Consider the following 23,184-nt stretch of genomic DNA (forward strand, 5'->3'; position numbering starts at 1 on the left):
CGCCCCCCGGAGACCCGGGCCAGCCAGCACCACCGGCTGCCCTAGCCCCGCCACCGCCGGCTGCCCCGGCACCGTCCGGCTCGGCTTCGCCGAAGCCGGCCGGGCCCTCGCCCGCACCTGCGCCGACTACGCCCGTGCCCGGCGGGCCGGTGCTCACTCCGGTGAGCTGACCCGTCGACCGCCCGCTCGGTCCGAGCCGCCGCCGCATAAACTCGGCGTGATGTCCCAAACTCGAGACGACGCCGCCGACCTGACCGCCGCAGTTCGCGCTGCGCTGGCGAAAGTGATCGACCCCGAACTACGACGACCCATCACCGAACTCGGAATGGTCAAGGGTGTCGACGTCAGCCCGCAGGGCGAGGTCCATATCGGTATCTACCTGACCACCGCGGCCTGCCCGAAGAAGTCGGAAATCACCGAGCGTGTCGCCCGGGCGGTGTCCGACGTTCCCGGCACCGGAGCCGTCCGGGTCAGCCTGGATGTCATGAGCGACGAGCAGCGCACCGAGTTGCGCAAGCAGCTCCGCGGCGACGCGCGGGAACCGGTCATCCCGTTCGCCCAGCCCAGCTCCTTGACCCGGGTCTATGCCGTCGCCTCCGGCAAGGGCGGCGTCGGCAAGTCCACCGTCACGGTCAACCTGGCCGCGGCGATGGCCGCCCGTGGCCTGTCGGTCGGCGTGCTGGACGCCGACATTCACGGCCATTCCATTCCGCGGATGATGGGTACCACCGACCGACCCACGCAGGTCGAGTCGATGATCCTGCCGCCCATCGCCCATGAGGTGCGGGTCATCTCGATCGCGCAATTCACCGAGGGCAACACGCCGGTGGTATGGCGCGGGCCGATGCTGCACCGGGCGCTGCAGCAGTTCCTGGCCGACGTCTACTGGGGTGATCTGGACATGCTGCTGCTCGACCTGCCGCCCGGGACCGGCGATGTCGCCATATCGGTGGCTCAGCTGATTCCCAACGCCGAGATCCTGGTAGTGACCACGCCGCAGCTGGCCGCCGCCGAAGTGGCCGAACGGGCCGGCAGCATTGCCCTGCAGACCCGTCAGCGGATCGTCGGCGTCGTCGAAAACATGTCCGGGCTCACGCTGCCGGACGGCAGCACGCTGCAGGTGTTCGGCGAGGGCGGAGGTCAGCAGGTGGCTGAGCGGCTGACCCGCGCGGTCGGTGCCGACGTGCCGCTGCTGGGTCGGATCCCGCTGGACCCGGCGCTGGTGGCCGCCGGCGATGCGGGCGTGCCGCTGGTCTTGAGTGCGCCGGATTCGGCGGTGGGTAAGGAGCTGCTCAACATTGCCGAGGGTCTGGCGGCACGGCGCCGCGGACTGGCCGGCATGTCGCTGGGGCTCGACCCGACCCGGCGCTGAGCGGCCGTTCAGGTCGCGTCGGAGTCGAACGGAGGACGTGCGGGCTCGTCGGGAACGGGCCGTTCCGTCCCGGGCGGCGGGTGGGTCGGCTGCGCCGGATTCGCGGCGACCGGTTGGTCGAAGTTGCCGGTGAAGAAGGAATCGTCGCCGTCAAGCAGGTGCTTGGTCAGTGCGGCGCGCGGCGTCATGCCGCGCAGCTTTTGCAGCTCGCTGATGTGCCCGCGAAGGTCGTCGAATTCGGGCCCCATGTCCTCGCGCAGCTGATTGGTCACGCCGCTGAGGTATTCCCGAGCCTGACGCAGCGCGCCCGCAGTCCAGCGGATCGCGCCGGGGAGCCGTTCCGGGCCCAGCACCACCAGCCCGACCACGACGAGTACGAGCATCTCCCCCCAGCCGACGTTGGCGAACATCAGGTCGGATGGTGATGACCCGCTGCGCCCGGCTGCGCCGCGCTTGCGATCATCACGAGCTGGTATCGGGTTCGGGCTTGACCGTCAGCGTGACGTGGCGACCCTCGCGGACCACCTCCACCGGCGCGTCCTGCCCGATGGTCAGCTGCCGCACGGCGACGACGAACTCATCGGAGTCGGCCACCTTACGGTCGCCGATCTTGACGATCACGTCGTTTTCCAGAATTCCGCCCTTCTGAGCGGGGCTTCCGGCCTTCACGTTGGCCACCTGCGCACCCGATGCGATCGCGTTGCTCACCGAACGGGTGCTGATACCCAGCGTCGGGTGAACGATCTTTCCGTCTTTGATCAGCGTTTGGGCGACCACCTTCATCTCGTTGACCGGAATGGCGAAGCCCAGTCCGCTGGCGCTGTCGGAGAGCGACTTACCGGCGGTGTTGATGCCGATCACCTGCGAATCCATGTCGATCAGCGGACCACCGGAGTTGCCGTGGTTGATCGAGGCGTCGGTCTGCAGCGCGTCGATCACCGTATCGGTGTCCGAACCCTCGCCCGATAGCGGGACCGGGCGGTGCAGCGCGCTGATGATGCCATGCGTCACGGTGCTGCGCAGTCCCAGCGGCGCTCCGGCGGCCAGCACCTCGTCGCCGACCCGCACCTTGCCGGAATCACCGAGCCGGGCCACTGTCAGGTTGTCGACGTTGTCGACCTTCAGCACGGCCAGGTCGGTCTTGGGGTCGCGGCCCACCAGGCTGGCCGGCACCTCCTTGCCGTCGTTGAACACCACGGTCGTCTTGAACTGGCTGGGGTTGTTGGCGGCCTCGGAGATCACGTGGTTGTTGGTGACGATGTAGCCGCGACCGTCGATGATGACGCCGGAACCCTGCATGCCCTCCTGGTCGCTCTTGGACTCGATGGTCACGACCGAGTCGGCCACCGCCGCGGCCACCTTGGTGAACCGGCCGGCCGGCTCCTCGGCGTTGCCGCTGGTGGACAACGTCACCTTGGACGTCGTGAACGCCTCGACGACTTCGGCGGTCTTGCGACCGATCACGCCGCCGATCAACCCGATCACCAGCGCCAAGACCGCCAGCACAGCCAGCGCCAGATACGACACCTTGCCGCCGAACAGCACATCGCGTACGCCGAGCTTGCCCCGCTGGCCGAGCGTGCTGTGCGGTGGCGGTGGGGTCAGTGCCGGGGTTCCCAGCGCGGCCGCCGCGGCGGGATCGCGCCACGGATCGTCGGGCTCGTCCCGTTGGCCGTCCTTTTCGGCGGCCAGCGCCCCGGCGTCGATGGGGTGGCGTTGCAGCGAGTCGACGCCGCCGGGTGGCCGGCTGAAGGCTTCCTCCAGCACCGGGTCGGCTGGTTGCTCGTGCGCTCGGAACTCGGCCTGGTCCTGGTACTTCGACGGACGCACCCGCTCCGCCACAAACGAACCCCGCACCCCCGATGGTCGCCCGAACGCTTGACGCGATGCGGAATCAACCGGTGGCCGAAAGACGGGACGCGGCGCCAGGCGGGGGCCGCCGTCCCCCACACCGGTACTGCCACTGTTTTTGCCTTGGTCGGAGGTCACGTGATCCTCTTCTGGTTCTCTGCTGAGCGTCGGCGACACGGACCACGACGGCCCGCCCTACCGGACGCGGCGTTATCGGTGTCCACCCTAGTATCCGTGACATTTCTGATGGCTGAAGCCAGCAGCCGGCCGGCTTTCATTTCGGGGTGCAGCCAACCAAGTTAGCGACGCTTCCGCTGGCCACGGACATCGCGCTGCGCGAAGGGTTCCGGCAGCGGCGTCGCGTCGTCGGACGGCTGATGGGGGATTTCGGACAGCAACCCGAGCAGCGTGCTGGGGATGCGGATCGGGCGCGAGTCGCGTAGCGCGGCACGAGCCCGGCTGTGGTCGTCTACTTCGGCAGCGCACTGCGGGCACAGCGACAGGTGATGCGCCGCGCGCAAGTGGGCGTTCATTGTCAGCTCACCATCGACAAACGCGGCAATGGCCTCGATGGAGAGGTGCTCGGTGGACCGGAACCGACGCGGCGCACCGACCGGCGCATCGCTTTGCGAAGCGAACTGGGTGGGAAGCCAGGAGAACGCGCGCCGAAACACATGTCCCCGGTCGGCCATCGCCAGCTCCTTCCCTGCGCATGAGAGCCATTTTCGGGCTGTGGCTAGCCTTTTCCCACTTGGGTATTTCGAATGTAGCGCGGCTCGGTGCCGGATAACCATCATCATCGAGTAAAACCCGAGGATTTGGGACCAGTTGGCAACCATGCGGTGGCCAAACCGATGGTTGGCTTGCTGGCGCCTGTCTTAACCGCCTGTCCTGGCCGGTCGTGCGTAAGCCTCGCCGTGTTCGGGATGGGCGGCAAGATAGTCGCGCAACGCCTGGCGTCCACGATGGATCCGGCTACGCACGGTGCCGAGCTTGACCCCGAGGGTGGCACCGATCTCCTCGTAGGACAGACCTTCGATATCGCACAACACCACCGCGGCACGGAACTCCGGCGGCAGCGAATCGAGGGCAGCCTGTAAATCGGGCCCCAGACGTGCGTCGTGATAGATCTGCTCGGGGTTGGGGTCGTCGGCGGGCACCCGGTCGTAATCCTCGGGCAACGCCTCCATCCGGATGCGGGTCCGGCGGCGGACCATGTCGAGAAACAGGTTGGTGGTGATGCGGTGCAACCAGCCCTCGAAGGTCCCCGGCTGGTAGTTCTGGACCGACCGGAAAACCCTGATGAACGTTTCTTGCGTCAAGTCCTCGGCATCGTGCTGGTTGCCCGAGAGCCGATAGGCCAGCCGGTACACCCGGTCGGCGTGCTGACGTACCAACTCATCCCACGACGGCATTGTGGCCTTGTCCCCGGTCGCGTCGAATACCGCAGTACCAAGCAACCCGTCGGACGGTTCGACCCACTCGTCGTCGCGGATGTGTTGGGGGTGAGACATGGTGGTCGTGCTCAAAGTGGCGATGTCGTGTCCCTCCGGAATTCCCCTGCTATCCCTGCCTTCAAGCGGTGGCAGCTCGTTTCCGGCAACGCGCAGTTGCCACCCCGTATTCCCCGCCCAGCGTCCGCCTCGTTCCATACCGATACCGTCGCGCACCGGCGTGTGGGCGGTATATGAGCAAACTGAGCTTTAGCTGAGAAACCAATCCGTTACCTGGATTTTCCTGGGCTTTTCGGCGGCGGGTTGACCTTGATCGCGCCACGCATCCCGGGCGTGTCCGCAGCGGCTGTGATGTGCTGGCTCAGGTCCGGCCATCGGGCGCGCCTGCCCGACGGCCTCGCAGATCCGGCATACGCTGCCGACATGGACGGCACCGGTGACAGCTCGGTCGCCCACGGCCCGCAGACCCCCAGTCGAGCCGAACTGATGTCTGCGCACGCCGAGGGGTCGATATCTGAAGACGCGATCCTGACCAGCGCCCGTGAGCGGGCCATGGACATCGGCGCCGGAGCGGTGAGTCCCGCGGTCGGCGCCCTGCTGAGCCTGCTGGCCAAGCTCAGCGGCGGCAAGGCGGTCGCCGAGGTGGGTACCGGAGCCGGTGTCAGCGGACTGTGGTTGCTGTCCGGCATGAGCAGTGACGGCGTGCTGACCACGATCGATATCGAGCCCGAACACCTACGGCTCGCCAAGCAGGCCTTCCACGAGGCGGGAATCGGACCGTCGCGCACCAGACTGATCGGTGGGCGTGCCCAAGAGGTGCTGACCCGACTCGCCGACGAAGCCTATGACCTGGTGTTCGTCGACGCCGACCCGGTCGACCAGCCGGATTATGTGGTCGAGGGTGTGCGGTTGCTGCGACCCGGCGGGGTCATCGTGGTGCACCGGGCAGCGCTGGGCGGACGGGCCGGTGATCCGGCGGCACGCGACGCCGAGGTGACCGCGGTCCGGGAGGCGGCCCGACTGATCGCCGAGGACGAACGGCTCACCCCGGCACTGGTGCCGCTGGGTGACGGTGTGCTGGCCGCCGTCCGGGATTAAGGCGAGAAAGGTGCTTCTCCAGCTTCTGCGCCGCTCGAGGTGGTCGTCCCCGGTGCACCCACCCGTGCCCGCCGCAGGGATCGGCCCGGGCTGGCGGGACAGATCCTCAAACTCCTCATAGCCGAATCAGATTCCGGCAAAGGTGGCCGTTAACGCGATTGCCTCAGAACACCAGATGACCAACGAGACCTTGCGCGTCCAGCGGTTCCCTACCCGCCCCTCGACGCCCTGCGCTTCACTGTTCAGGCCGATAATCCAGCGAGGCGTACCGGCCAACGGTCAGGGGCACATGAACGAAATCGGCGGGCAGACAAAGGTGCCCGGGGCAAGCGGGCCTTCGGCATAGACCCCTGGCTGGCCCGATACCTGGTGGTATTCGTGGCAGGTGTTCATGTCCCAGCCAGTCGCCAGGTCTCGAACCCGAAAATCAACTGGGTCTCCCGGACACCAGGTGCCATGGCAGACCGGGTCGCACCGAACATCGGCTTGCGCAGTCGCGGCGCCCGGCCCCAAGGCGGCGAGCCACAAGGTGGCGACCGCGCCGACGCCTGAAATCAGAACACCGACGAACGTCCGCTTGACCGCGCTGACCATATCGATTTCCTTTCCATGTCCGCGCCCATCCTCAGGGAGCGTGTTCTTTGTTGCGCCCAAGTACACACCGGCGGCGCCGCTACCGATCCCAAATCGGGTAATCGCACTGACGTGTTGACGCCGACATCACCTAAGGAAGGTCAGGGCATCTCGTCGGCTCACCGCGCCGGTTGGCCACTCGGCGGGCCGAGACGCATGGGGCGGCGTCCGGGTCTTGCAGAACTGAACCGCGGTCTGCAGACGCAAAAGGCCCACTGCCTTGACTTTGGACTGAACAGTCGTTTAATGTGCTGAACATGCGTTCAGTCGACTTGACTGCGGCGGCCCGCATCAGGGATGCGGCGATCGAGCAGTTTGGTCAGCACGGTTTCGACGTTGGCCTGCGAACCATCGCCGAAGCCGCGGAAGTCAGCGCCGCCCTGGTCATCCACCACTTCGGCTCCAAGGATGGTCTGCGCAAGGCCTGCGACGACTACGTCGCCGAAGAGATCCGCAGCGAAAAGTCGACGGCGATGCAATCCAACGACCCGGCCACCTGGCTGGGCCAGCTCGCCCAAGTCGAGTCCTACGCGCCCCTGATGGCCTACCTGGTGCGCAGCATGCAATCCGGCGGTGAATTGGCAAAGACGTTGTGGCAGAAGATGATCGACAATACAGAAGACTACCTCGAGGAAGGAGTGCGTGCCGGCACCGTCAAACCCAGCCGCGACCCGCAGGCCAGGGCCAAGTACCTGGCCATCACCGGGGGCGGCGGCTTTCTGTTGTACCTGCAAATGCATGCAACCCCAACCGATCTGCGTGCGGTACTCCGTGATTACACGCGCGACATGGTACTGCCGGCGCTGGAGGTCTACACCGAGGGCCTGCTGACTGATCGCTCCATGTACGAGGCCTTCCTCGCCGAAGAGAAGCAAGGAGAATCCGATGTCCAGTGACAACGCCTCGGCCCTCATCGATATTCGAGGGCTGATCAAGAAGTTCGGGGTGGTGCGTGCGCTCGACGGCCTTGACCTCACCGTGCACGAAGGCGAGGTGCACGGATTTCTCGGACCCAATGGCGCCGGGAAGTCGACCACCATCCGGATTCTGTTAGGCCTGGCGAAAGCCGACGGCGGCAGTGTGCGGCTGCTGGGTCGCGATCCCTGGGCCGACGCAGTTCAGTTGCATCGCCAAATTGCCTATGTTCCAGGCGATGTCACGTTGTGGCCGACGTTGACTGGTGGCGAGACGATCGATCTGCTGGCTCGGATGCGGGGCGGTATCGACGAGAACCTTCGCGCGGACTTGATCGAGCGCTTCGAGTTCGACCCGCGCAAGAAGGTACGCACCTACTCGAAAGGCAACCGCCAGAAGGTGTCCCTGATTTCGGCATTTTCGTCACGCGCCAGGCTGCTGCTGCTGGACGAACCCTCCAGCGGGTTGGACCCGTTGATGGAAAACGTCTTTCAGCAATGTGTCAAGGAAGCACGCGGCCGTGGGGTCACCATCCTGCTCTCCAGCCATATTCTGGCCGAAACGGAAGCCCTGTGCGAACGGGTCACCATCATTCAGGCCGGCAAGACCGTCGAGAGCGGCTCACTGGAATCCATGCGCCACCTCAGCCGAACCTCGATCAAGGCCGAAATGATCGGCGACCCGGGCGATCTCACCAGGATTAAGGGCGTCGAGGACGTCACGGTCGAGGGCACCACCGTGCGGGCCCAGGTCGACATCGAAAGCCTGGGCGAACTGGTCCGGGTGCTCGGTGACGCAGGGGTGCGCAGTCTGGTCAGCCAACCACCTTCGCTCGAGGAACTCTTCCTGCGCCACTACAGCGTCGGTCCGCACGTCGGCGAACACACCCAGGAGGTATCGGCGACATGAGCACCGCAACGCTGAATCGTCCACGGCCCGAACCACAATCTGCACCGCCACGCGGCTCGGCTTTCACCGGCACCCGCGGACTACTGCGGCTTTACCTGCGTCGCGACCGAGTGGTGTTGCCACTCTGGGTGTCGCTGCTCTCGGTGCCGCTGGCCACCGTGTACGTCAGCAGTATCGAAAAGGTCTACCCCGCCCCGCAGGATCGTGCCGGGTTCGTGGCCTCGATCGCGGCCAGCCCGGCCCAGCGAGCGCTCTATGGTCAGGTCTACAACGACAGTCTCGGCGCCGTCGGCATCTGGAAAGCCGGGATGTTTCACACCCTCATCGCGGTGGCGGTCATCCTCACCGTGATCCGCCATACCCGGGCCGACGAGGAGACCGGCCGTGCCGAGCTGATCGAGTCCACCTCAGTCGGCCGCTACGCGAGTCTCAGTGCGGCACTGGTGCTGTCGTTTTCGGCATCGATCGCTACCGGTGCTATCGGTGCGGCGGGGGTGCTGACCCCCAAGGGGGGACCGTCCGGGTCGCTGGCCTTTGGCGCGGCCCCGGCCGGGGCGGGGTTGGTGTTCACCGCCGTGGCCGCCGTCGCCGCGCAGCTATCGCCCAGCGCCCGAGTGACCCGGGGTATCGCGTTCGCCGTGCTCGGCACGATGTTCGCGCTTCGGGCTGTCGGTGACGCGGGATCGGGTGCGCTGTCCTGGTTTTCCCCGCTGGGATGGTCACTTCAGGTCAGGCCCTATGCGGGGGATCGCTGGTGGGTGTTGCTCCTGCATCGGGCGACGGCCGCCGCGCTGCCCGTGGTGGCCTATCGGCTGCTCGCGGGCCGCGACGTCGGCGCCGGGCTCATCGCCGAACGCGCCGGCCCCGCCACCGCCGCACCCTGGCTGGGCAACGTCTTCGGGCTGGCGTGGCGGCTTGACCGCGGCGCGCTGCTGGTCTGGACCGTGGGGCTGGTGCTCTACGGGCTGTTGATCGGCAGCGTGGTACACGGCATCGGACAGGAGTTGGGCAGTGGCACCGCAGTACGAGACATCGTCGCACGGTTGGGCGGCACCAGCGTGCTGGAGCAGGCCTTTGTCGCGGTGGGCTTCACCATGCTGGGCATGATCTCCGCCGCGTTCGCCGTCTCGGTGTCGCTACGCCTGCACCAGGAGGAACTCGCCCAGCGCGCCGAGACCGTGCTCGCCGGATCGGTGTCCCGGATTCGGTTACTGGCAAGCCATTTGGTGATCGCGCTGGCCGCGCCCGCAGCGGCGATACTGCTCTCCGGCGTGGTCACCGGCCTTTCCTACGGCGCCGCCGCCGGCGACCTCGGCGGCAAGCTGACCACCGCTGTCGCCACCGCGGCGGTCCAGCTGCCGGGCGTCTGGCTGCTGTCCGCGGTGACCATCACATTGTTCGGTGTGGCACCGCGGTTCGCCCCGGTGGCGTGGGGCGTGCTGGTCAGCTTCGTCGCGTTGTACCTGCTTGGTTCGTTGTCGGGGTTCCCGCAATGGGTGCTGGACTTGGAACCTTTCGCACACACTCCGCGAGTTGGCGGCAGCGACTTCAACACCGAGCCACTGCTGTGGCTGCTGGCTATAGATGCGGGATTGATCACGTTGGGTGCCATGGCTTTTCAACGGCGTGATATGCGGAATTAGCCGATAACATCGGGAGGGGAAATGAAAACTGGTCTGCGGGCCGTGATCTCTGGGCTGGCCGGTCTGGTTGTGTTCGGATTCTTGCTGTTTTACCCTGCGGGTACTTTCAACTATTGGCAAGCATGGGTTTTCATCGCCGTATTCACCGTTGCAACGATCGTGCCCAGCATCTACCTGGCCCGGACAAACCCGGCCGCGCTGCAGCGGCGCATGCACGCGGGACCACGCGCGGAAACCAGAACTGCCCAAAAATTCATCATCGTGGGCGCGTTCGTCGGCGTCATCGGCATCATGGTGCTCAGCGTGCTAGACCATCGATTCGGTTGGTCGGCTGTGCCGATGGTGGTATGCGTGGTCGGCGACCTACTCGTCGCGACCGGACTCGCAATCGCCATGCTGGTGGTCGTCCAGAACAGTTACGCCGCCGCGACGGTGACGGTGGAGGCGGGCCAGAAGGTGGTGTCCAGCGGTTTCTACCGGTTCGTGCGGCACCCGATGTACGTCGGCAACGTGATCTTGATGGTGGGCATGCCGCTTGCGCTCGGCTCCTATTGGGGGCTGCTGGGTGTCATCCCGGGGACGCTCGTCCTCGTTTTCCGCATTCTGGACGAGGAGAGGGCACTAGCCGCGGAGCTGGATGGATATCGCGACTACATGCAGCGGGTGCGCTATCGGCTACTGCCCCACGTCTGGTAGCAAGTCGGGTCGGAGTGGCGAAATTCGTTTGCTGCCAAGCCAGCACGTTCTAAGGTAACGGCGTGGCCAGAGATCCGACACCCGCCCTGGACCGGCCGTGGCGACGGCCGGGCGCTCTTCGGTACGCATTCACCCGGATTCGCGGAATCGTCAAACCCCCGGTCACCGTTACCGATCCCCCGGCCGACGTCCTCGTCGAGCGTGACGTCGACGTCATTACCCGCGACGGGACCGTATTGCGGGTCAACGTTTTCCGGCGATCCGGCGGGGCCCCCCGACCGGTCATCGTCAGCATCCATCCCTACGGCAAGGACGATCTGCCGACCAGGCGGCGCAAGCGCTGGACCGTCCCTCGGCTATACCGGGTGCTGCGCCAACCCAAGCCGGTGAGATTCTCCGCCCTGACCGGTTGGGAGGCGCCGGACCCCGGCTGGTGGACCGCACAAGGGTTCACCGTGGTCAATGCCGACTCGCGCGGCTGCGGTCGCTCTAACGGCACGGGGAGGCTGCTCTCCGCCCGGGAAGCCGAAGACACCTACGACCTGGTGCAGTGGGTCGCCGACCAGCCCTGGAGTGACGGCCGGGTGGTCATGCTCGGAGTGTCCTACCTGGCCATCAGCCAGTACGCCGGCGCCGCCCTGCAACCACCGGCACTGCGGGCCATCTGCCCGTGGGAAGGATTCACCGATGCCTACCATGACCTGGCGTTTCCCGGCGGAATTCGCGAGGTCGGCTTCACCCGGTTTTGGTCACGCAACGTGCGTCGTACCCGGCAGGCCTACGACCTGGAGCAGATGCAGACCGATCATCCGTTGCGCGACGAGGAATGGCGCGCAATCGTTCCCGATCTATCGGCGATCACGGTGCCGATGTTGGTCTGCGGCAGCTTCTCCGACAACAACCTGCACAGTCGCGGCTCTATCCGGGCGTTCACCGATGCCGGCTCCCGGCACGCCCGGCTCTATACGCATCGCGGTGGCAAGTGGGAAACGTTCTACTCGGAGCCCGCGTTGGCCGAGCAACTCGAGTTCTTCCGCGACGTGCTCGACGGAGCACCACCGTCGCGCAGTGTTCGCCTCGAGGTTCGCGAGGATCGCGACACCGTCGCCGCGGTACGCGAGGAGGCCGAATGGCCCCTCGCCCGCACCCGTTGGCGGCCAATGTATCTCGCCGCCGCTGGAATGCTGACGCCCGAAAGGCCGCCGAAAGCCGGCAGCATTACATTCGAAACACATTCGCGCGCAGCATGTTTCAACTGGACAGTGCCATTCGACATCGAACTGACCGGTCCTATGGCGGCCCGGCTCTGGGTGCAACTGGACGGCGGCCAAGACGCGAACCTGTTCGTTGGCGTGGAGAAGTGGCGCGACGGGCGGTTCGTCGGATTCGAAGGGTCCTACGGCTGGGGCCGCGACCGGGTCACCACCGGCTGGCAGCGGGTCGCGCTGCGCGAGCTGGACCCCGAAGCCTCCCGGCCCTGGCAGCCGGTCCCGGCGTGCGTCCGGGCGCGGCCGGCTACCCCGGGCGAGGTGGTCGCGGTTGATGTCGCCCTCGGTCCGTCGGCGACGTTGTTTCGTGCCGGAGAGCAACTGCGCCTGGTGATCGCCGGTCGATGGTTATCCCCGCGCAACCCGCTCACGGGTCAATTCCCGGCCGCCTATCCGGACTCGCCGCGCAGTCGCATCACGCTGCGCTGGGGCCCGCGCTACGACGCCCACCTATTGGTCCCAGAAATCCCTTGACCGCATCACGGCCGGGCAAGCCGGCAGCGCCCTGGCCTGCACCGCGCCGCTACCAAACCACTGGAAACCGTACCGGGTGTGATGAACGCGGCCACCAAGCATGATCGGACGCTGATCGGCGGCTGACCACTCACCGGTATCGTTCGACACGCTTCAGATCCAGACGCCCTTGCCCACCGCGACCACGCCGCCGGCGCTGACCGCGAACCTTTCCCGGTCTCGGTCCAGGTCCACCCCCACCATCTCACCGGGCCCCACGACGACGTTCTTGTCCAGGATCGCGTGGCGTACCACCGCGCCACGGCCGACCCGGGTGCCGGGCATGATCACACTGCCCTCCACGATGGCGCCGTCGTCGACAACGACATTGGACGACAACACCGAGTTGCGCACCGAGGCCGCCGAAATGATGCTGCCGGCACCGACCACCGACTCCTGCGCCGAACCTCCGTTGACAAATTTCGCCGGCGCCAGGTTCTCCGACTCACCCCGGATGGGCCAGCGCCGGTTGTACAGGTTGAACACCGGGTGCACCGACACCAGATCCATATGGGCGTCGTAGAACGCATCCAGCGTCCCGACGTCACGCCAGTAAGCCCGGTCCCGGTCGGTGGCACCCGGCACGTCATTGTCGGAAAAGTCGTACACCGCCGCCATCCCGTCCGCCACCAGCCGCGGGATGATGTCCCCGCCCATGTCGTGATCCGAGTGATCATCCTCGGCGTCGGCGCGAATTGCGTCGATCAGCACCTTGGTGGTGAACACGTAGTTGCCCATCGAGACGAACGTGCTGGTGGGGTCATCGGGGGTGGCGGGGGGGTCCAACGGCTTCTCGAGGAAGCTGCGGATGCATCCGGAGTCATCGGCGTCAATGCAGCCGAACGCGCTGGCACCGGAACGCGGGACCCGGATGCCGGCCACCGTAGCGCCGGCACCGCTGTCGATGTGGAACCGGACCATCTGTTCCGGATCCATCCGGTACACGTGATCGGCCCCGAAAACCACCAAGTAGTCGGGATCTTCGTCGTAGATGAGATTGAGCGACTGGTAGATCGCGTCGGCGGAGCCGGTGTACCAGCGCGGACCCAGACGCTGCTGCGCCGGCACCGGGGTGATGTACTCACCGGCCAAACCCGACAACCGCCAGTTCTGCGAAATGTGACGGTCCAGCGAATGTGACTTGTATTGGGTGAGAACGCAGATCCTCAGGTATCGCGCATTGACGAGATTGGAAAGCACGAAATCGATCAACCGGTAAGCGCCCCCGAAGGGAACCGCGGGTTTGGCCCGGTCCGCCGTCAACGGGTAAAGCCGCTTGCCCTCACCGCCGGCCAAAACGACGCCCAGCACGTGTGGCGCTTCCCTCATGGCCTCAAACCTATCGGCACCTGCGAACCGCTGCCAGGGGCATCCCGTCTAGCCGCCGTTGTGACGGGCTGCTGGCCAAGATAATTGGCGGGTCCGTCCGGCTCCTCAGCTGCCCGCAATGCGGGCCGCCTCGTCGCCGACACCACCCATCCGTCCGGCTCCTCAGCTGCCCGCAATGCGGGCCGCCTCGTCGCCGAACTACGGTGCTGCGTATGCGGGTAGCGATGATGACTCGGGAATACCCACCGGAGGTCTACGGCGGCGCCGGGGTACATGTCACCGAACTGGTATCCCAACTGCGGCGTTTGTGTGCAGTCGACGTGCATTGCATGGGCGCACCTCGCCCGGGAGCCATTACACATCAGCCCGACCCGCGGCTGCGCAACGCCAACGCCGCACTGTCGACCCTGTCCGCGGACCTGGTGATGGCCAACGCCGCGAGTGCGGCCACCGTCGTGCATTCACATACCTGGTACACCGGTCTGGCGGGCCATTTGGCCGCGCTGCTTTACGACATCCCGCATGTGTTGACCGCACACTCGCTCGAGCCGATGCGGCCGTGGAAGGCCGAGCAGCTAGGCGGCGGCTACCAGGTCTCGTCATGGGTGGAGAACACCGCGGTGCTCGCCGCAGACGCCGTGATCGCCGTCAGCGCCGGTATGCGCGACGACCTACTGCGCATCTATCCGACGCTGGACCCGGGTGTGGTGCATGTGATCCGCAACGGGATCGACACCGACGTGTGGTACCCGGCCGGACCGGTGCGCACCGGGTCGGTACTGGCAGAACTCGGAGTCGATCCAAACCGGCCGATTGTGGCGTTCGTCGGCCGGATCACCCGGCAAAAAGGCGTTCCGCATTTGCTGGCGGCGGCCCACCAGTTCAGCCCAGATATTCAGCTGGTGCTGTGTGCAGGGGCTCCCGACACCCCCGGGATCGCCGATGAGGTGCGGTCCGCGGTGGCCCAACTAGCCCGTACCCGCACCGGCGTGTTCTGGGTGCGCGACATCCTCCCGATCGGGAAACTACGCGAAATACTCTCTGCTGCAATGGTTTTCGTATGCGCTTCGGTGTACGAGCCGTTGGGTATCGTCAACCTGGAGGCAATGGCCTGCGCAACCGCGGTAGTGGCCTCCGACGTTGGAGGAGTGCCTGAGGTGGTCGCCGACGGGGTCACCGGGTCCCTGGTGCATTACAACCCCGATGACCCGGGCGGTTATGAAGCAAGGTTGGCCGAAGCGGTCAATGCGCTCGTCGCCGACCCTGCCACAGCGAAGGGTTACGGACAGGCCGGACGTCAGCGCTGCATCGAAGAGTTCTCCTGGGCGCACATCGCCGGGCAGACGCTGGACATCTACCGGAAGGTCTGCCAGTGACGCACCACCCGCCCCGGAGCTGATTCAGCTGGTAACGCTCTTTAGTTCGTCACCGAGTGCCGCGGCCTCGTCGGGTGTCAGCTCCACGACGAGACGGCCGCCACCCTCGAGTGGTACCCGCATCACGATGCCGCGCCCCTCTTTGGTTGCTTCCAGAGGACCGTCGCCGGTCCGGGGCTTCATCGCCGCCATCGAGTGCTCCCTCCAGATTCGAGCTGGCCCGCGCTCGCGGACCTGGTCGGCGCCGAGCATGCCCCGTAAGTGGATTCCCAGCCGTACCCGACATTGAACTGCCAAATCACCACTCCATTGTTCCCTATTCCGGTTCACCAGGTGCACAAGACCCGGTTCTGTGGCCGCGCAGGGCTGTCAAACCCGCTTGCCGGTCCCCGGCGGGATTTTGCCCGCCCGGGCTCAGCGGATGCCTGCAACACCTCTGAGACGAGGACTTTTGCCGCCCACAATCGCCCGGCGGCGCGCCGCACTCACCGGGGAGGCACCCAGCACGTGCGGACGTGATCGTCCACCATCCCGGTGGCCTGCATCAGCGCGTAGGCCGTGGTGGGCCCAACGAAGCGAAACCCACGCCGTTTCAGTTCGCGCGCCATGGCCGTGGATTCCGCAGTGGCTGAAGGGATTTCGGATAGGGTTGCCGGCCGCCGCTTGGGCGGCGGGGCGAACGACCACAGCAGGTCCGACAGGCCCTGCGCTGACCCGAGCTCGGCAGCAGCCCGCGCGTTGGCGATCGTCGCCTCGATCTTGGCGCGGTTGCGCACAATCGCCGCGTCTGCCAGCAATCGCTGCACATCCGTGTCGGCGTAGCCGGCGACCACCTCGATGTCGAACCCGGAAAACGCGCGCCGAAAGTTCTCCCGTTTCCTCAAGATGGTCAACCACGACAGGCCGCTTTGGAAGGCCTCCAAGCTCATCCGCTCGAACAATGCCGCCCCGCCGTACAGGGGGCGACCCCACTCCTGGTCGTGGTAGTTGCGGTAAAGCTCGGCGTCCGGCCCGGCGCGAACCACCGCCCAGCCGCAACGCACCAAGCCGTCGTCGCTCACGTCGGGTTGGGACGGTCGTACGCGACGGCGTCCACGTCAGCTGCCTCGGCGCTCGGCAGCCGGGCCTCGGCTGCACCGTCGGGCGATCCGTGGACGGCCGCCAGCTGGCCGCGCAACGCATCCAACTCGCGGCCGAGCCGGTCCAGCACCCAGTCGACCTCGCTGGTCTTGTAGCCGCGCAGCACCTGCGTGAACTTGACCGCCTCGACGTCGGCCGCGGTGATGCCGGACGCGGGCAGCACCGTCGCCGTCGTCGCCCGCGGCAGCGGCGGCAACTGCTCGCCGCGCCCGAACAGCAGGCTTGCCGCGCCGAACAACACGACTGCCACCAGGACCAGCACCACCAGGTACAGCAATACCAATGCCACGTCGTCGATCTTGCCCTAAGCGGCCGACAATCCAGTGTTCAGCGGGGTCTCAGCACTTTCATCGGCGGCCGGTCGGCCAGCGAGACCGGCCAGGTGTGCTCGGTATAGCCGTCGCCGACGGCGAAGAACTGGGTCAACCCAACCCCGGAATCGGGGATTCCGCACCGAGACAGCAAGGTAGCGATGACCTGGCGGCTCATCGCGCCCAGCTCGGCCAGCGGCCGGTTGCGGTGGGCCCGCACGCCAAGGTTGACCTGTGCGATCGCGTCCAGGCCCAGCCGGTCGAAAGTGTCGACCAACAGACCGATCTCCACGCCGTAGCCGGGGGCGAACGGCAGGGACGTCAACAGCTCCCGGCTGGCCGCGTACTCGCCGCCCAGCGGCTGCAGCACGCCGCCCAGCTCGGGCCGCAGCGCCGCCAACAGCGGTCGCGCCACCAGCTCGGTGACCCGACCGCCACCGGTGGCTCCCGCACTGCCGCCGGCATCGCTGACGGTGAGCGGACGCCGGTAAAAGCTTTTGACCAGGTGAATACCGTCGCGGGTGAGCAGCGGGCCGACCAGCCACGGAACGAACATCGGGTGCGGGTTGACCAGGTCGGAGTCGACGAACACCACGATGTCGCCCCTGGTGGCGGCCAGCGAGCGCCACAGCGCCTCCCCCTTGCCCGGGCGCGTCGGAACCTCGGGCAGCGCCTGTTCGCGGCTGACGACGCGGGCGCCAGCGGCGATGGCACGGATCTCGGTGTCGTCGGTGGAGCCGGAATCCAGCACGATCAGTTCGTCGACCAGGCCTGACGAGCCGTGGACCAGCGGTGAGATGCTGTCGATCACCGACTCGATGGTTTCTTCCTCGTTGAGCGCCGGCAGCACCACCGAGATCGTCCGCCCCGCCTTGGCCGCCACCAGTTCGCCGATCGTCCAGCGGGGACGGTTCCAGCTGCGGTCCGACAACCAGGTGTCACCGGGTTTCGCCGCCAGGACCGCGTCATGAGTGAGGTCGCCTGCCACCAATTCCGATGCCGTCATGCGAGTCCCCTCACCGTCCGCATCGGAGGTCGCGTCCCCTGGATGGAGGCCACCATCTCCAGCACCCGCCTGGTGGCCGCGACCTGGTGCACCCGAAACATGCGCGCTCCGGCAGCCGCTGCCAACGCGGTGGCTGCCAGCGTTCCCTCGAGGCGTTGGGTCACGTCCACCCCCAGAGTCTCCCCGATAAAGTCCTTGTTGCTCAAAGCCATGAGCACCGGCCACCCGGTCTTAACAAGATCGTCCACGTGGCGCAACAGCATCAGCCCGTGGAAGGTGTTCTTCCCGAAGTCGTGTGCCGGGTCGATCAGCACCCGATCGCGGGCTACTCCCGCTGCGACCGCTCGCTCGGCCGCGGCGGTGACCTCACGAATGACGTCGTCCACGACACCGCGGGCGCTCGTACCGTAACTCACCCGGAACGGACGGGTGCGCGGCAGCGCTCCCCCGGTATGGGCACACACCAGGCCCGCGCCGAATTCGGCTGCCACCTCGGATATCGCGGGGTCTACACCCCCCCAGGTGTCGTTGATCAGATCGGCGCCGGCCGCACAGGCCAGCCGGGCCACCTCCGAGCGCCAGGTGTCGACACTGATCAGCTGGTTCGGGTACGCGTCACGCAGCCACTCGACGAAGGGCAGCAGCCGGGCGATCTCGGTGTCGGCGTCGACGTCTCGTCCGGGACCGGCTTTGACGCCACCGACATCGATGACGTCGGCCCCCTCCTCGATGGCCCGGTGGGCGGCTTCTCTGGCGGCTCCGTCGCTGAAGGTCGCACCCTTGTCGTAGAACGAATCCGGGGTGCGGTTGACGATCGCCATGATCAGCGGACGATCCGCGGCAACTGGGCGGCCGCACAGCGTTGACTGCACGTCTACATAGTGCCCGACCATCGAGCCTGCGCTCAGCGCTACTCGACGGCGCTGGCAAGCGCACTGTGGGCAGTTTCGACGCCGTCAACGCAGGCTCGACGAGCGCCGCTACGCCCGGGGGCGTTTGCCGGCCGCCACTTCGTCGGGGTACTCGGCGTAGTACGGCACATATCCCTCGGCGCGGCCGGCAAGTACGTACAGCGGGTCGTCCACGTCGGCGCCGTAGGCCTGCTGGCGCAGTTCCACTTTGCGGCTCTTGAAGGTCGTGGTGTGTGCCATCGACTCGACCACCCGCACGAACAGCGGCAGGGCATAACCCGGCAGCTGACCATAGACGGCCCGGGCCAGCGACTGCCCGTCGAACTCGGCACCGTCGCGCAGCTTGATCGCGGCCATGCCGGCGCGGCCGCCGGTGTTGGGCACCTCCACGCCGTAGACCGTGCACTCCTCGACCGCGGGGTCGGCCGACAGCGCCGCTTCCACCTGCGTGGTGGCAACATTTTCGCCCTTCCACCGGAAGGTGTCGCCGAGCCGGTCGACGAACGCCGCGTGCCCCATGCCCTGCGGACTCATCACGTCGCCGGTGTTGAACCAGCAGTCGCCGTCACGAAAAGCGTTGCGCACCAACTTCTTTTCGCTGGCCGCCGGGTCGGTGTAGCCGTCGAAAGGCTGCAGTCGGTTGACCGGGCTGAGCAACAGGCCCGGCTCGCCGGGAGGCACCCGGCGTACCCGGCCGCTCTCGTCGCGCAGCGGGGCTCCGGTGTCCGGGTCGTATTCCACATAGGCCAGCGGCATCGGCGAAACGCCGGTGGTCCGGGGCACGTTGAAGATGTTGATGAAAGCGGAGTTCCCCTCGCTGGCAGCGTAGAACTCGCAGACGCGGCCAATGCCGAACCGCTCGGTGAACTCGTCCCAGATCTCCGGCCGCAGGCCGTTGCCGGTGATCACGCGCACCCGGTGCGCGCGGTCGGTCGATTTGGCCGGCTGGTTGAGCAGATAACGGCAGATCTCGCCGATGTAGATGAACGAGGTGGCGCCGCTGGCGATCACCTCGTCCCAGAACCGCGATGCCGAAAACGATGCGCCCAGCGCCAACGTCGCCCCGGAATTGATCACCGACGACACCGCCACCGTCAGCGCGTTGTTGTGGTACAGCGGCAGACAGCTGTACAGCGTGTCGGAACTCTTCAGCCGCAGCCCCATGCCGCCGAACACCGCCAGCGCCCGCAACCACCGGTGGTGAGTCATCACGCTGGCTTTGGGGAAGCCGGTGGTGCCCGAGGTGAAAATGTAGAACGCCGTGTCCTTGGCTCGCACCGCCGCTGCCGAAGCCGGGTTGTGGGCGGGCGCGGTGGCGGCGAAGCGCTCCAGGTCGTCGACGGTCACCACCTCGCCGGCGGGGCCGCCGCTTTCGCTGACGGCGCTGACCAGGTCCGACTCGGCGAGCAACAGCTTGGCGTCCAACAAGCCCAGGCTGTGGGCGAGCACCTCGCCGCGCTGATGGTAGTTGAGCATGCCGGCGACGGCGCCACACTTGACGACGGCCAGCATCGCCAGCACCGTGTTGGGCGAGTTGCGCAGCATGATCCCGACCACGTCGCCGGGCCCGACGCCTCGGGCGGCCAGCACCGCGGCGTACCGGTTGGCGATCGCGTTGGCCTCGCGATAGGTCAACTGCTGTTCGCCGAACTTCACGAAGACCCGCTCCCCGAAGCGGGCGGCCCGATCCTGGAAAACGCTCCCGATCGATGCCTTGGACGTCGGCCGGGCCAGCAAACCGGTCACCGCCCCCCGCACGATCGACGGGGTGTCGGCCAGCACTCCGGGCACCCGGGCTGCGACGTCGGTGAGCTTGACCCGTGCGCGCGCGCCACCCTGGTGATCGGACACGTTCTCCCTCGATTCGCTTCTGAGAAATGACCGGCGCGACGCCCATGCCCGGTCATACGGGTGCGCACAACTCCAGCGCCGCGCCCACCTTATCGACCACCATCAGCCGCTCCATTGCTACCTGCGCGATGTAACCGGTGTCGACCAATCCGGCCAGCCACGCCAGCAGACCGTCGTAGTGTCCCCACGGGTCGAGGATCACGATCGGTTTGCGGTGCATACCCAGATAGCCGGTAGTCCAGGCATCGAGAAGCTCATCCAACGTCCCTAAGCCACCCGGGAGCACGATGAATCCATCGGCGCGTTCCTCCATGATGTGCTTACGTTCCCGCATGGTGTCGGTGACGATCAGCTCGTTGGCCGCGTCAGCGTCGGACAGTTCGCGGCGGATCAGCAACTTGGGAATCACGCCGACGGTCCGGCCGCCCCGCGCGTGCGCCGCCCCGGCGACAGCGCCCATGGCCGAAAGGTTGCCGCCGCCCCAGACCAGGGTCCAGCCGGAGTCGGCGATCGCCTCTCCGAGCTCCGCGGCGAGTTCGAGCAATTCCGGGTGCGTCGGTCCGGCCGCGCAGTAGACACATACCGCCCACTCGCGTTCGGTTGAGTCGAGTCTTGGGCACATATACCGAAACGTAGACCAACGCCGGCTCGGGGGCGGCGGAACGCAGCCAGAATTGGGCCACCATTGCGCCAGTTCATATCGAGCGCCATAAGATTCCAGCGGTGCCCATTCGATGGAACGTCCCGCAACATGCGGCCGCGCTGGAGCGGCTGGACGTTTCCCTGGGTGACGCATCGGCTACCGGGGGGGCCGTCGTGCTCGGACCCGATGGCGTCGGCAAATCCACCTTGGCCCGGTTAGCTGCCGAAGAATTCTGCCGCCGGCACCCGACCACCCTCATCCGCTGGGTCATCGGCACCCCGACCGAACGCGGGGTGCCGTTCGGCGCCTTCGGCCATCTGGTGAACATCGCCGAGCTCGGCAAGCCGGCCGCCTTACTGCGGGCCGCCCGGGGATCGCTGAGCGGCGACGATCAGCAACGCAATTTGCTGCTCATCGTCGACGACGCCCACAACCTGGACATCCTGTCGACCACCCTGGTGTACCAGTTGGCGCTGACCGGCACCGCCCGGATGATCGTCACCGCCCGCGGCGCGGGTGTCACCGCCGCGCCCGAGGCCATCACTGCGCTGTGGACCGACGGTTTGCTGGACCGGATCGACATCGAGCCGCCGGGCGGAGCGACCGAACCGGCCGAGGTCGACGAATTCATCGCCGAACTGCCCGCCGCGGCGCGGTCGGTGCTGGATTACCTCGCCATCGCGGAACCCTTGTCGCTCGCGGCCTTGACCTACCTCGCCGGTGACGGCGCCGTGCAGCAAGCGGAGGAGCTGGGAGCGGTGGAAACCCGGGTACTCGGCGGACACGCCGAGGACCCGGTTGTCTACACGGCGCACCCGCTGTTCGCCGAACGCGCGCGTGCGGCGCTGGGCCACGACGGGGCGCGACGACTCCGAACCGACATAGTCGCGCTGCTATCGCGGCGTCCGACCGAACACCTCAGCGACCGGCTGCGGCTGGCGTCGCTCGCACTGGACAGCGAAGCCGCGCAGCCGGTGACCGAGGTCGTCGACGCCGCGCAGCAGGCGCTGCGACTGGGCGACGTGCGGCTTGCCGAGCGGTTGGCCCGAGCGGCGCTGGATCGGCAGGCCGGCCTCGACGCGCGACTGGTGCTAGCCCAGGCGCTGAGCTGGCAGGGACGGGGCCGGGAAGCCGCCGCGGTGCTGGCGGCAGTGGATCCTGACGGCCTGTCCGAGGCGGAGCTGAGGGCGTGGGCGGTACCGCGGGCGGCCAACCAGTTCTGGATGCTCGGCGAGCCGGAGCGGGCCACGGCGTTCCTGCAGACGACCCGAAACCGGATCACCGAGCCCACCGCGCAGGCCGAGCTGGACGCGTTGACGGCGACATTCGCCATGAACGCCGGCAACCTGCCGCGGGCCATCACGCTGGCCGGCAAGGTGTTGTCCCAACCGTCCCCCGGCGACACGGCCGTGGCCTGGGCGGCCAGCGCGGCCGCGCTGTCCTCGGCTCGGATGGGTCGCTTCCGCGACGTCGAGCCACTGGCCCAACGGGCGTCGGCCGCCGAGCATCCCGGGCTGCTGCGGTTCACCGTGGGCCTGGCTCAGATCACCTCGCTACTGATGGCGGGTGATATCGCCCGCGCTCAGGCGCTGGCCCAGCAATTCACCGACTTTGCCGAGCTGCAGCAGCCCGGTCGGGCCATCGGTGAGGTGCTGCTGGGACACGTGCTGCTCACCAAGGGCGAATTCGGTGCTGCGGCATCGCTATTGGAGCCCGCTGCCGCCGCACTGGAACGCAGCGGCTATTCCTGGGGTCCGCTGTCGCTGATGCTACTGGCCACCGCCATCGCGCAGCAGGGCCGCATCGCCGAGTCCGCGAAAGCGCTGCGGCGCGCCGAAACCCGACACGGTACCAAATCAGCGTTGTTCGCACCCGAACTCATGCTGGCCCGCGCGTGGACCAAAGCGGCCGCCCGGGACAAGGCCGGCGCCATCGCCGATGCCCGCGAGGCGGCCCGGACCGCCGAGCGTGGCGGGCAGTCGACGGTGGCACTTCGGGCCTGGCATGATGCGGTTCGCCTCGGCGATATCCGGGCGGTAGTCCCGGTGACCCGACTGGCCGCCGAAATCAACTGCCCGGTAGGCGATCTCGTGGCCAAACAGGCCCGCGCGCTCGCCGATGGCGACGCCGCCGCGCTGACCGCGGTGGCCGAAGAGCTCGCCGCGATCGGGATGGCCGCCGCGGCTTCCGACGCAGCAGCAGCCGCGGTGGCGAGCCAGTCGGGCTCGGTGTGACTCTCGGCCCCGAGCGGCGTCGGCTCCAGTT

At 67.1% G+C, this 23,184-nt stretch carries 22 protein-coding genes; 9 read left to right on the forward strand and 13 right to left on the reverse strand.

Annotated features, from left to right (window positions below):
* Positions 1–220: 220 nt before the first annotated feature.
* Positions 221–1,372 carry an Mrp/NBP35 family ATP-binding protein gene (locus B4U45_RS06895; RefSeq protein WP_075545565.1) on the forward strand — a complete coding sequence of 384 codons (1,152 nt, stop codon included), beginning with the start codon at positions 221–223 and terminating at the stop codon, positions 1,370–1,372.
* 8 nt (positions 1,373–1,380) lie between these two features.
* On the opposite strand, the gene tatB is transcribed toward B4U45_RS06895, so the two are convergent.
* The 4 genes from tatB to sigE all read right to left on the reverse strand — a co-directional run bounded on the left by tatB (position 1,381) and on the right by sigE (position 4,875).
* Positions 1,381–1,782: a Sec-independent protein translocase protein TatB gene (gene tatB, locus B4U45_RS06900; RefSeq protein ID WP_075545566.1), complete on the reverse strand. Its 402-nt coding sequence runs from the start codon at positions 1,780–1,782 to the stop codon at positions 1,381–1,383.
* A 52-nt stretch (positions 1,783–1,834) separates the two neighbouring features.
* Entirely contained in the window at positions 1,835–3,361 is a 1,527-nt protein-coding gene (htrA, locus tag B4U45_RS06905) for a serine protease HtrA (RefSeq protein ID WP_083156136.1), read from the reverse strand.
* A 161-nt stretch (positions 3,362–3,522) separates the two neighbouring features.
* Positions 3,523–3,915: an anti-sigma E factor RseA gene (rseA, locus tag B4U45_RS06910; RefSeq protein WP_075545568.1), complete on the reverse strand. Its 393-nt coding sequence runs from the start codon at positions 3,913–3,915 to the stop codon at positions 3,523–3,525.
* Positions 3,916–4,101: 186 nt separating this feature from the next.
* Positions 4,102–4,875 carry an RNA polymerase sigma factor SigE gene (gene sigE / locus B4U45_RS06915; protein ID WP_075545569.1) on the reverse strand — a complete coding sequence of 258 codons (774 nt, stop codon included), beginning with the start codon at positions 4,873–4,875 and terminating at the stop codon, positions 4,102–4,104.
* 225 nt (positions 4,876–5,100) lie between these two features.
* On the opposite strand from sigE, the gene B4U45_RS06920 reads away from it, so the two are divergent.
* Complete coding sequence (locus B4U45_RS06920) at positions 5,101–5,775, forward strand: O-methyltransferase (RefSeq protein WP_075545600.1); 675 nt, start codon at positions 5,101–5,103, stop codon at positions 5,773–5,775.
* 279 nt (positions 5,776–6,054) lie between these two features.
* Here B4U45_RS06920 and B4U45_RS06925 read toward each other — a convergent pair whose 3' ends face one another.
* Positions 6,055–6,369: a hypothetical protein gene (locus B4U45_RS06925; protein ID WP_219859364.1), complete on the reverse strand. Its 315-nt coding sequence runs from the start codon at positions 6,367–6,369 to the stop codon at positions 6,055–6,057.
* Between the two features lie 296 nt (positions 6,370–6,665).
* Here B4U45_RS06925 and B4U45_RS06930 point away from each other — a divergent pair, with 296 nt between their 5' ends.
* From B4U45_RS06930 to B4U45_RS06950, 5 genes are all read left to right on the forward strand, one after another.
* The gene (locus B4U45_RS06930; RefSeq protein ID WP_075545601.1) at positions 6,666–7,304 is read left to right on the forward strand and encodes a TetR/AcrR family transcriptional regulator; all 639 of its coding nucleotides are present in this window, start codon (positions 6,666–6,668) and stop codon (positions 7,302–7,304) included.
* Positions 7,294–8,232 carry an ABC transporter ATP-binding protein gene (locus tag B4U45_RS06935; protein ID WP_075545571.1) on the forward strand — a complete coding sequence of 313 codons (939 nt, stop codon included), beginning with the start codon at positions 7,294–7,296 and terminating at the stop codon, positions 8,230–8,232. Before B4U45_RS06930 ends, B4U45_RS06935 begins: the two co-directional genes overlap by 11 nt.
* Complete coding sequence (locus B4U45_RS06940) at positions 8,229–9,875, forward strand: ABC transporter permease (protein ID WP_219859365.1); 1,647 nt, start codon at positions 8,229–8,231, stop codon at positions 9,873–9,875. Before B4U45_RS06935 ends, B4U45_RS06940 begins: the two co-directional genes overlap by 4 nt.
* A gap of 21 nt (positions 9,876–9,896) precedes the next feature.
* A complete protein-coding gene (locus B4U45_RS06945) occupies positions 9,897–10,571 on the forward strand; it encodes a methyltransferase family protein (RefSeq protein WP_075545573.1) in 675 nt (224 codons plus the stop codon).
* A 62-nt stretch (positions 10,572–10,633) separates the two neighbouring features.
* A complete protein-coding gene (locus B4U45_RS06950; protein WP_075545574.1) occupies positions 10,634–12,313 on the forward strand; it encodes a CocE/NonD family hydrolase in 1,680 nt (559 codons plus the stop codon).
* Between the two features lie 153 nt (positions 12,314–12,466).
* On the opposite strand, the gene glgC is transcribed toward B4U45_RS06950, so the two are convergent.
* On the reverse strand, positions 12,467–13,681 hold the full coding sequence (gene glgC, locus B4U45_RS06955; RefSeq protein ID WP_075545575.1) for a glucose-1-phosphate adenylyltransferase: 1,215 nt from the start codon (positions 13,679–13,681) through the stop codon (positions 12,467–12,469).
* A 212-nt stretch (positions 13,682–13,893) separates the two neighbouring features.
* On the opposite strand from glgC, the gene glgA reads away from it, so the two are divergent.
* On the forward strand, positions 13,894–15,057 hold the full coding sequence (gene glgA, locus B4U45_RS06960) for a glycogen synthase (protein ID WP_075545576.1): 1,164 nt from the start codon (positions 13,894–13,896) through the stop codon (positions 15,055–15,057).
* A 24-nt stretch (positions 15,058–15,081) separates the two neighbouring features.
* Here glgA and B4U45_RS06965 read toward each other — a convergent pair whose 3' ends face one another.
* From B4U45_RS06965 to B4U45_RS06995, 7 genes are all read right to left on the reverse strand, one after another.
* Positions 15,082–15,249 (reverse strand): DUF3117 domain-containing protein, encoded by a 168-nt coding sequence (locus B4U45_RS06965; RefSeq protein ID WP_011211259.1) that lies wholly within the window; start codon positions 15,247–15,249, stop codon positions 15,082–15,084.
* A 293-nt stretch (positions 15,250–15,542) separates the two neighbouring features.
* A complete protein-coding gene (locus B4U45_RS06970; protein ID WP_075545577.1) occupies positions 15,543–16,118 on the reverse strand; it encodes a DNA-3-methyladenine glycosylase I in 576 nt (191 codons plus the stop codon).
* Entirely contained in the window at positions 16,115–16,486 is a 372-nt protein-coding gene (locus tag B4U45_RS06975; protein ID WP_075545578.1) for a DivIVA domain-containing protein, read from the reverse strand. Before B4U45_RS06975 ends, B4U45_RS06970 begins: the two co-directional genes overlap by 4 nt.
* Positions 16,487–16,524: 38 nt before the next feature.
* The gene (locus B4U45_RS06980) at positions 16,525–17,514 is read right to left on the reverse strand and encodes a glucosyl-3-phosphoglycerate synthase (protein ID WP_075545579.1); all 990 of its coding nucleotides are present in this window, start codon (positions 17,512–17,514) and stop codon (positions 16,525–16,527) included.
* Entirely contained in the window at positions 17,511–18,407 is an 897-nt protein-coding gene (gene folP / locus B4U45_RS06985; RefSeq protein WP_371687251.1) for a dihydropteroate synthase, read from the reverse strand. Before folP ends, B4U45_RS06980 begins: the two co-directional genes overlap by 4 nt.
* A gap of 87 nt (positions 18,408–18,494) precedes the next feature.
* Positions 18,495–20,276 carry a long-chain-acyl-CoA synthetase FadD6 gene (gene fadD6, locus B4U45_RS06990; protein WP_075545580.1) on the reverse strand — a complete coding sequence of 594 codons (1,782 nt, stop codon included), beginning with the start codon at positions 20,274–20,276 and terminating at the stop codon, positions 18,495–18,497.
* A gap of 52 nt (positions 20,277–20,328) precedes the next feature.
* Positions 20,329–20,898, reverse strand: coding sequence for a TIGR00730 family Rossman fold protein (locus B4U45_RS06995; protein WP_075545581.1), 570 nt, complete (start codon positions 20,896–20,898; stop codon positions 20,329–20,331).
* A gap of 101 nt (positions 20,899–20,999) precedes the next feature.
* Here B4U45_RS06995 and B4U45_RS07000 point away from each other — a divergent pair, with 101 nt between their 5' ends.
* Positions 21,000–23,153, forward strand: coding sequence for an AAA family ATPase (locus B4U45_RS07000; protein WP_075545582.1), 2,154 nt, complete (start codon positions 21,000–21,002; stop codon positions 23,151–23,153).
* Positions 23,154–23,184: the final 31 nt, after the last annotated feature.

Origin of the sequence: Mycobacterium persicum (assembly GCF_002086915.1) — a bacterium.
GTDB classification, from domain to species: Bacteria; Actinomycetota; Actinomycetes; order Mycobacteriales; family Mycobacteriaceae; genus Mycobacterium; species Mycobacterium persicum.

What these genes read in the sequence shown, in the direction of transcription:
- B4U45_RS06930 (WP_075545601.1), top strand. Translation starts at nt 6,666, where the DNA reads ATGCGTTCAGTCGACTTGACTGCGGCGGCCCGCATCAGGGATGCGGCG.
- folP (WP_371687251.1), bottom strand. Translation starts at nt 18,407, where the DNA reads ATGGTCGGGCACTATGTAGACGTGCAGTCAACGCTGTGCGGCCGCCCA.
- glgC (WP_075545575.1), bottom strand. Translation starts at nt 13,681, where the DNA reads ATGAGGGAAGCGCCACACGTGCTGGGCGTCGTTTTGGCCGGCGGTGAG.
- B4U45_RS06945 (WP_075545573.1), top strand. Translation starts at nt 9,897, where the DNA reads ATGAAAACTGGTCTGCGGGCCGTGATCTCTGGGCTGGCCGGTCTGGTT.
- B4U45_RS06920 (WP_075545600.1), top strand. Translation starts at nt 5,101, where the DNA reads ATGGACGGCACCGGTGACAGCTCGGTCGCCCACGGCCCGCAGACCCCC.
- B4U45_RS06940 (WP_219859365.1), top strand. Translation starts at nt 8,229, where the DNA reads ATGAGCACCGCAACGCTGAATCGTCCACGGCCCGAACCACAATCTGCA.
- glgA (WP_075545576.1), top strand. Translation starts at nt 13,894, where the DNA reads ATGCGGGTAGCGATGATGACTCGGGAATACCCACCGGAGGTCTACGGC.
- sigE (WP_075545569.1), bottom strand. Translation starts at nt 4,875, where the DNA reads ATGGAACGAGGCGGACGCTGGGCGGGGAATACGGGGTGGCAACTGCGC.
- B4U45_RS06935 (WP_075545571.1), top strand. Translation starts at nt 7,294, where the DNA reads ATGTCCAGTGACAACGCCTCGGCCCTCATCGATATTCGAGGGCTGATC.
- rseA (WP_075545568.1), bottom strand. Translation starts at nt 3,915, where the DNA reads ATGGCCGACCGGGGACATGTGTTTCGGCGCGCGTTCTCCTGGCTTCCC.
- B4U45_RS06980 (WP_075545579.1), bottom strand. Translation starts at nt 17,514, where the DNA reads ATGACGGCATCGGAATTGGTGGCAGGCGACCTCACTCATGACGCGGTC.
- B4U45_RS06995 (WP_075545581.1), bottom strand. Translation starts at nt 20,898, where the DNA reads ATGTGCCCAAGACTCGACTCAACCGAACGCGAGTGGGCGGTATGTGTC.
- B4U45_RS06925 (WP_219859364.1), bottom strand. Translation starts at nt 6,369, where the DNA reads ATGGTCAGCGCGGTCAAGCGGACGTTCGTCGGTGTTCTGATTTCAGGC.
- tatB (WP_075545566.1), bottom strand. Translation starts at nt 1,782, where the DNA reads ATGTTCGCCAACGTCGGCTGGGGGGAGATGCTCGTACTCGTCGTGGTC.
- B4U45_RS06965 (WP_011211259.1), bottom strand. Translation starts at nt 15,249, where the DNA reads ATGGCGGCGATGAAGCCCCGGACCGGCGACGGTCCTCTGGAAGCAACC.
- B4U45_RS06895 (WP_075545565.1), top strand. Translation starts at nt 221, where the DNA reads ATGTCCCAAACTCGAGACGACGCCGCCGACCTGACCGCCGCAGTTCGC.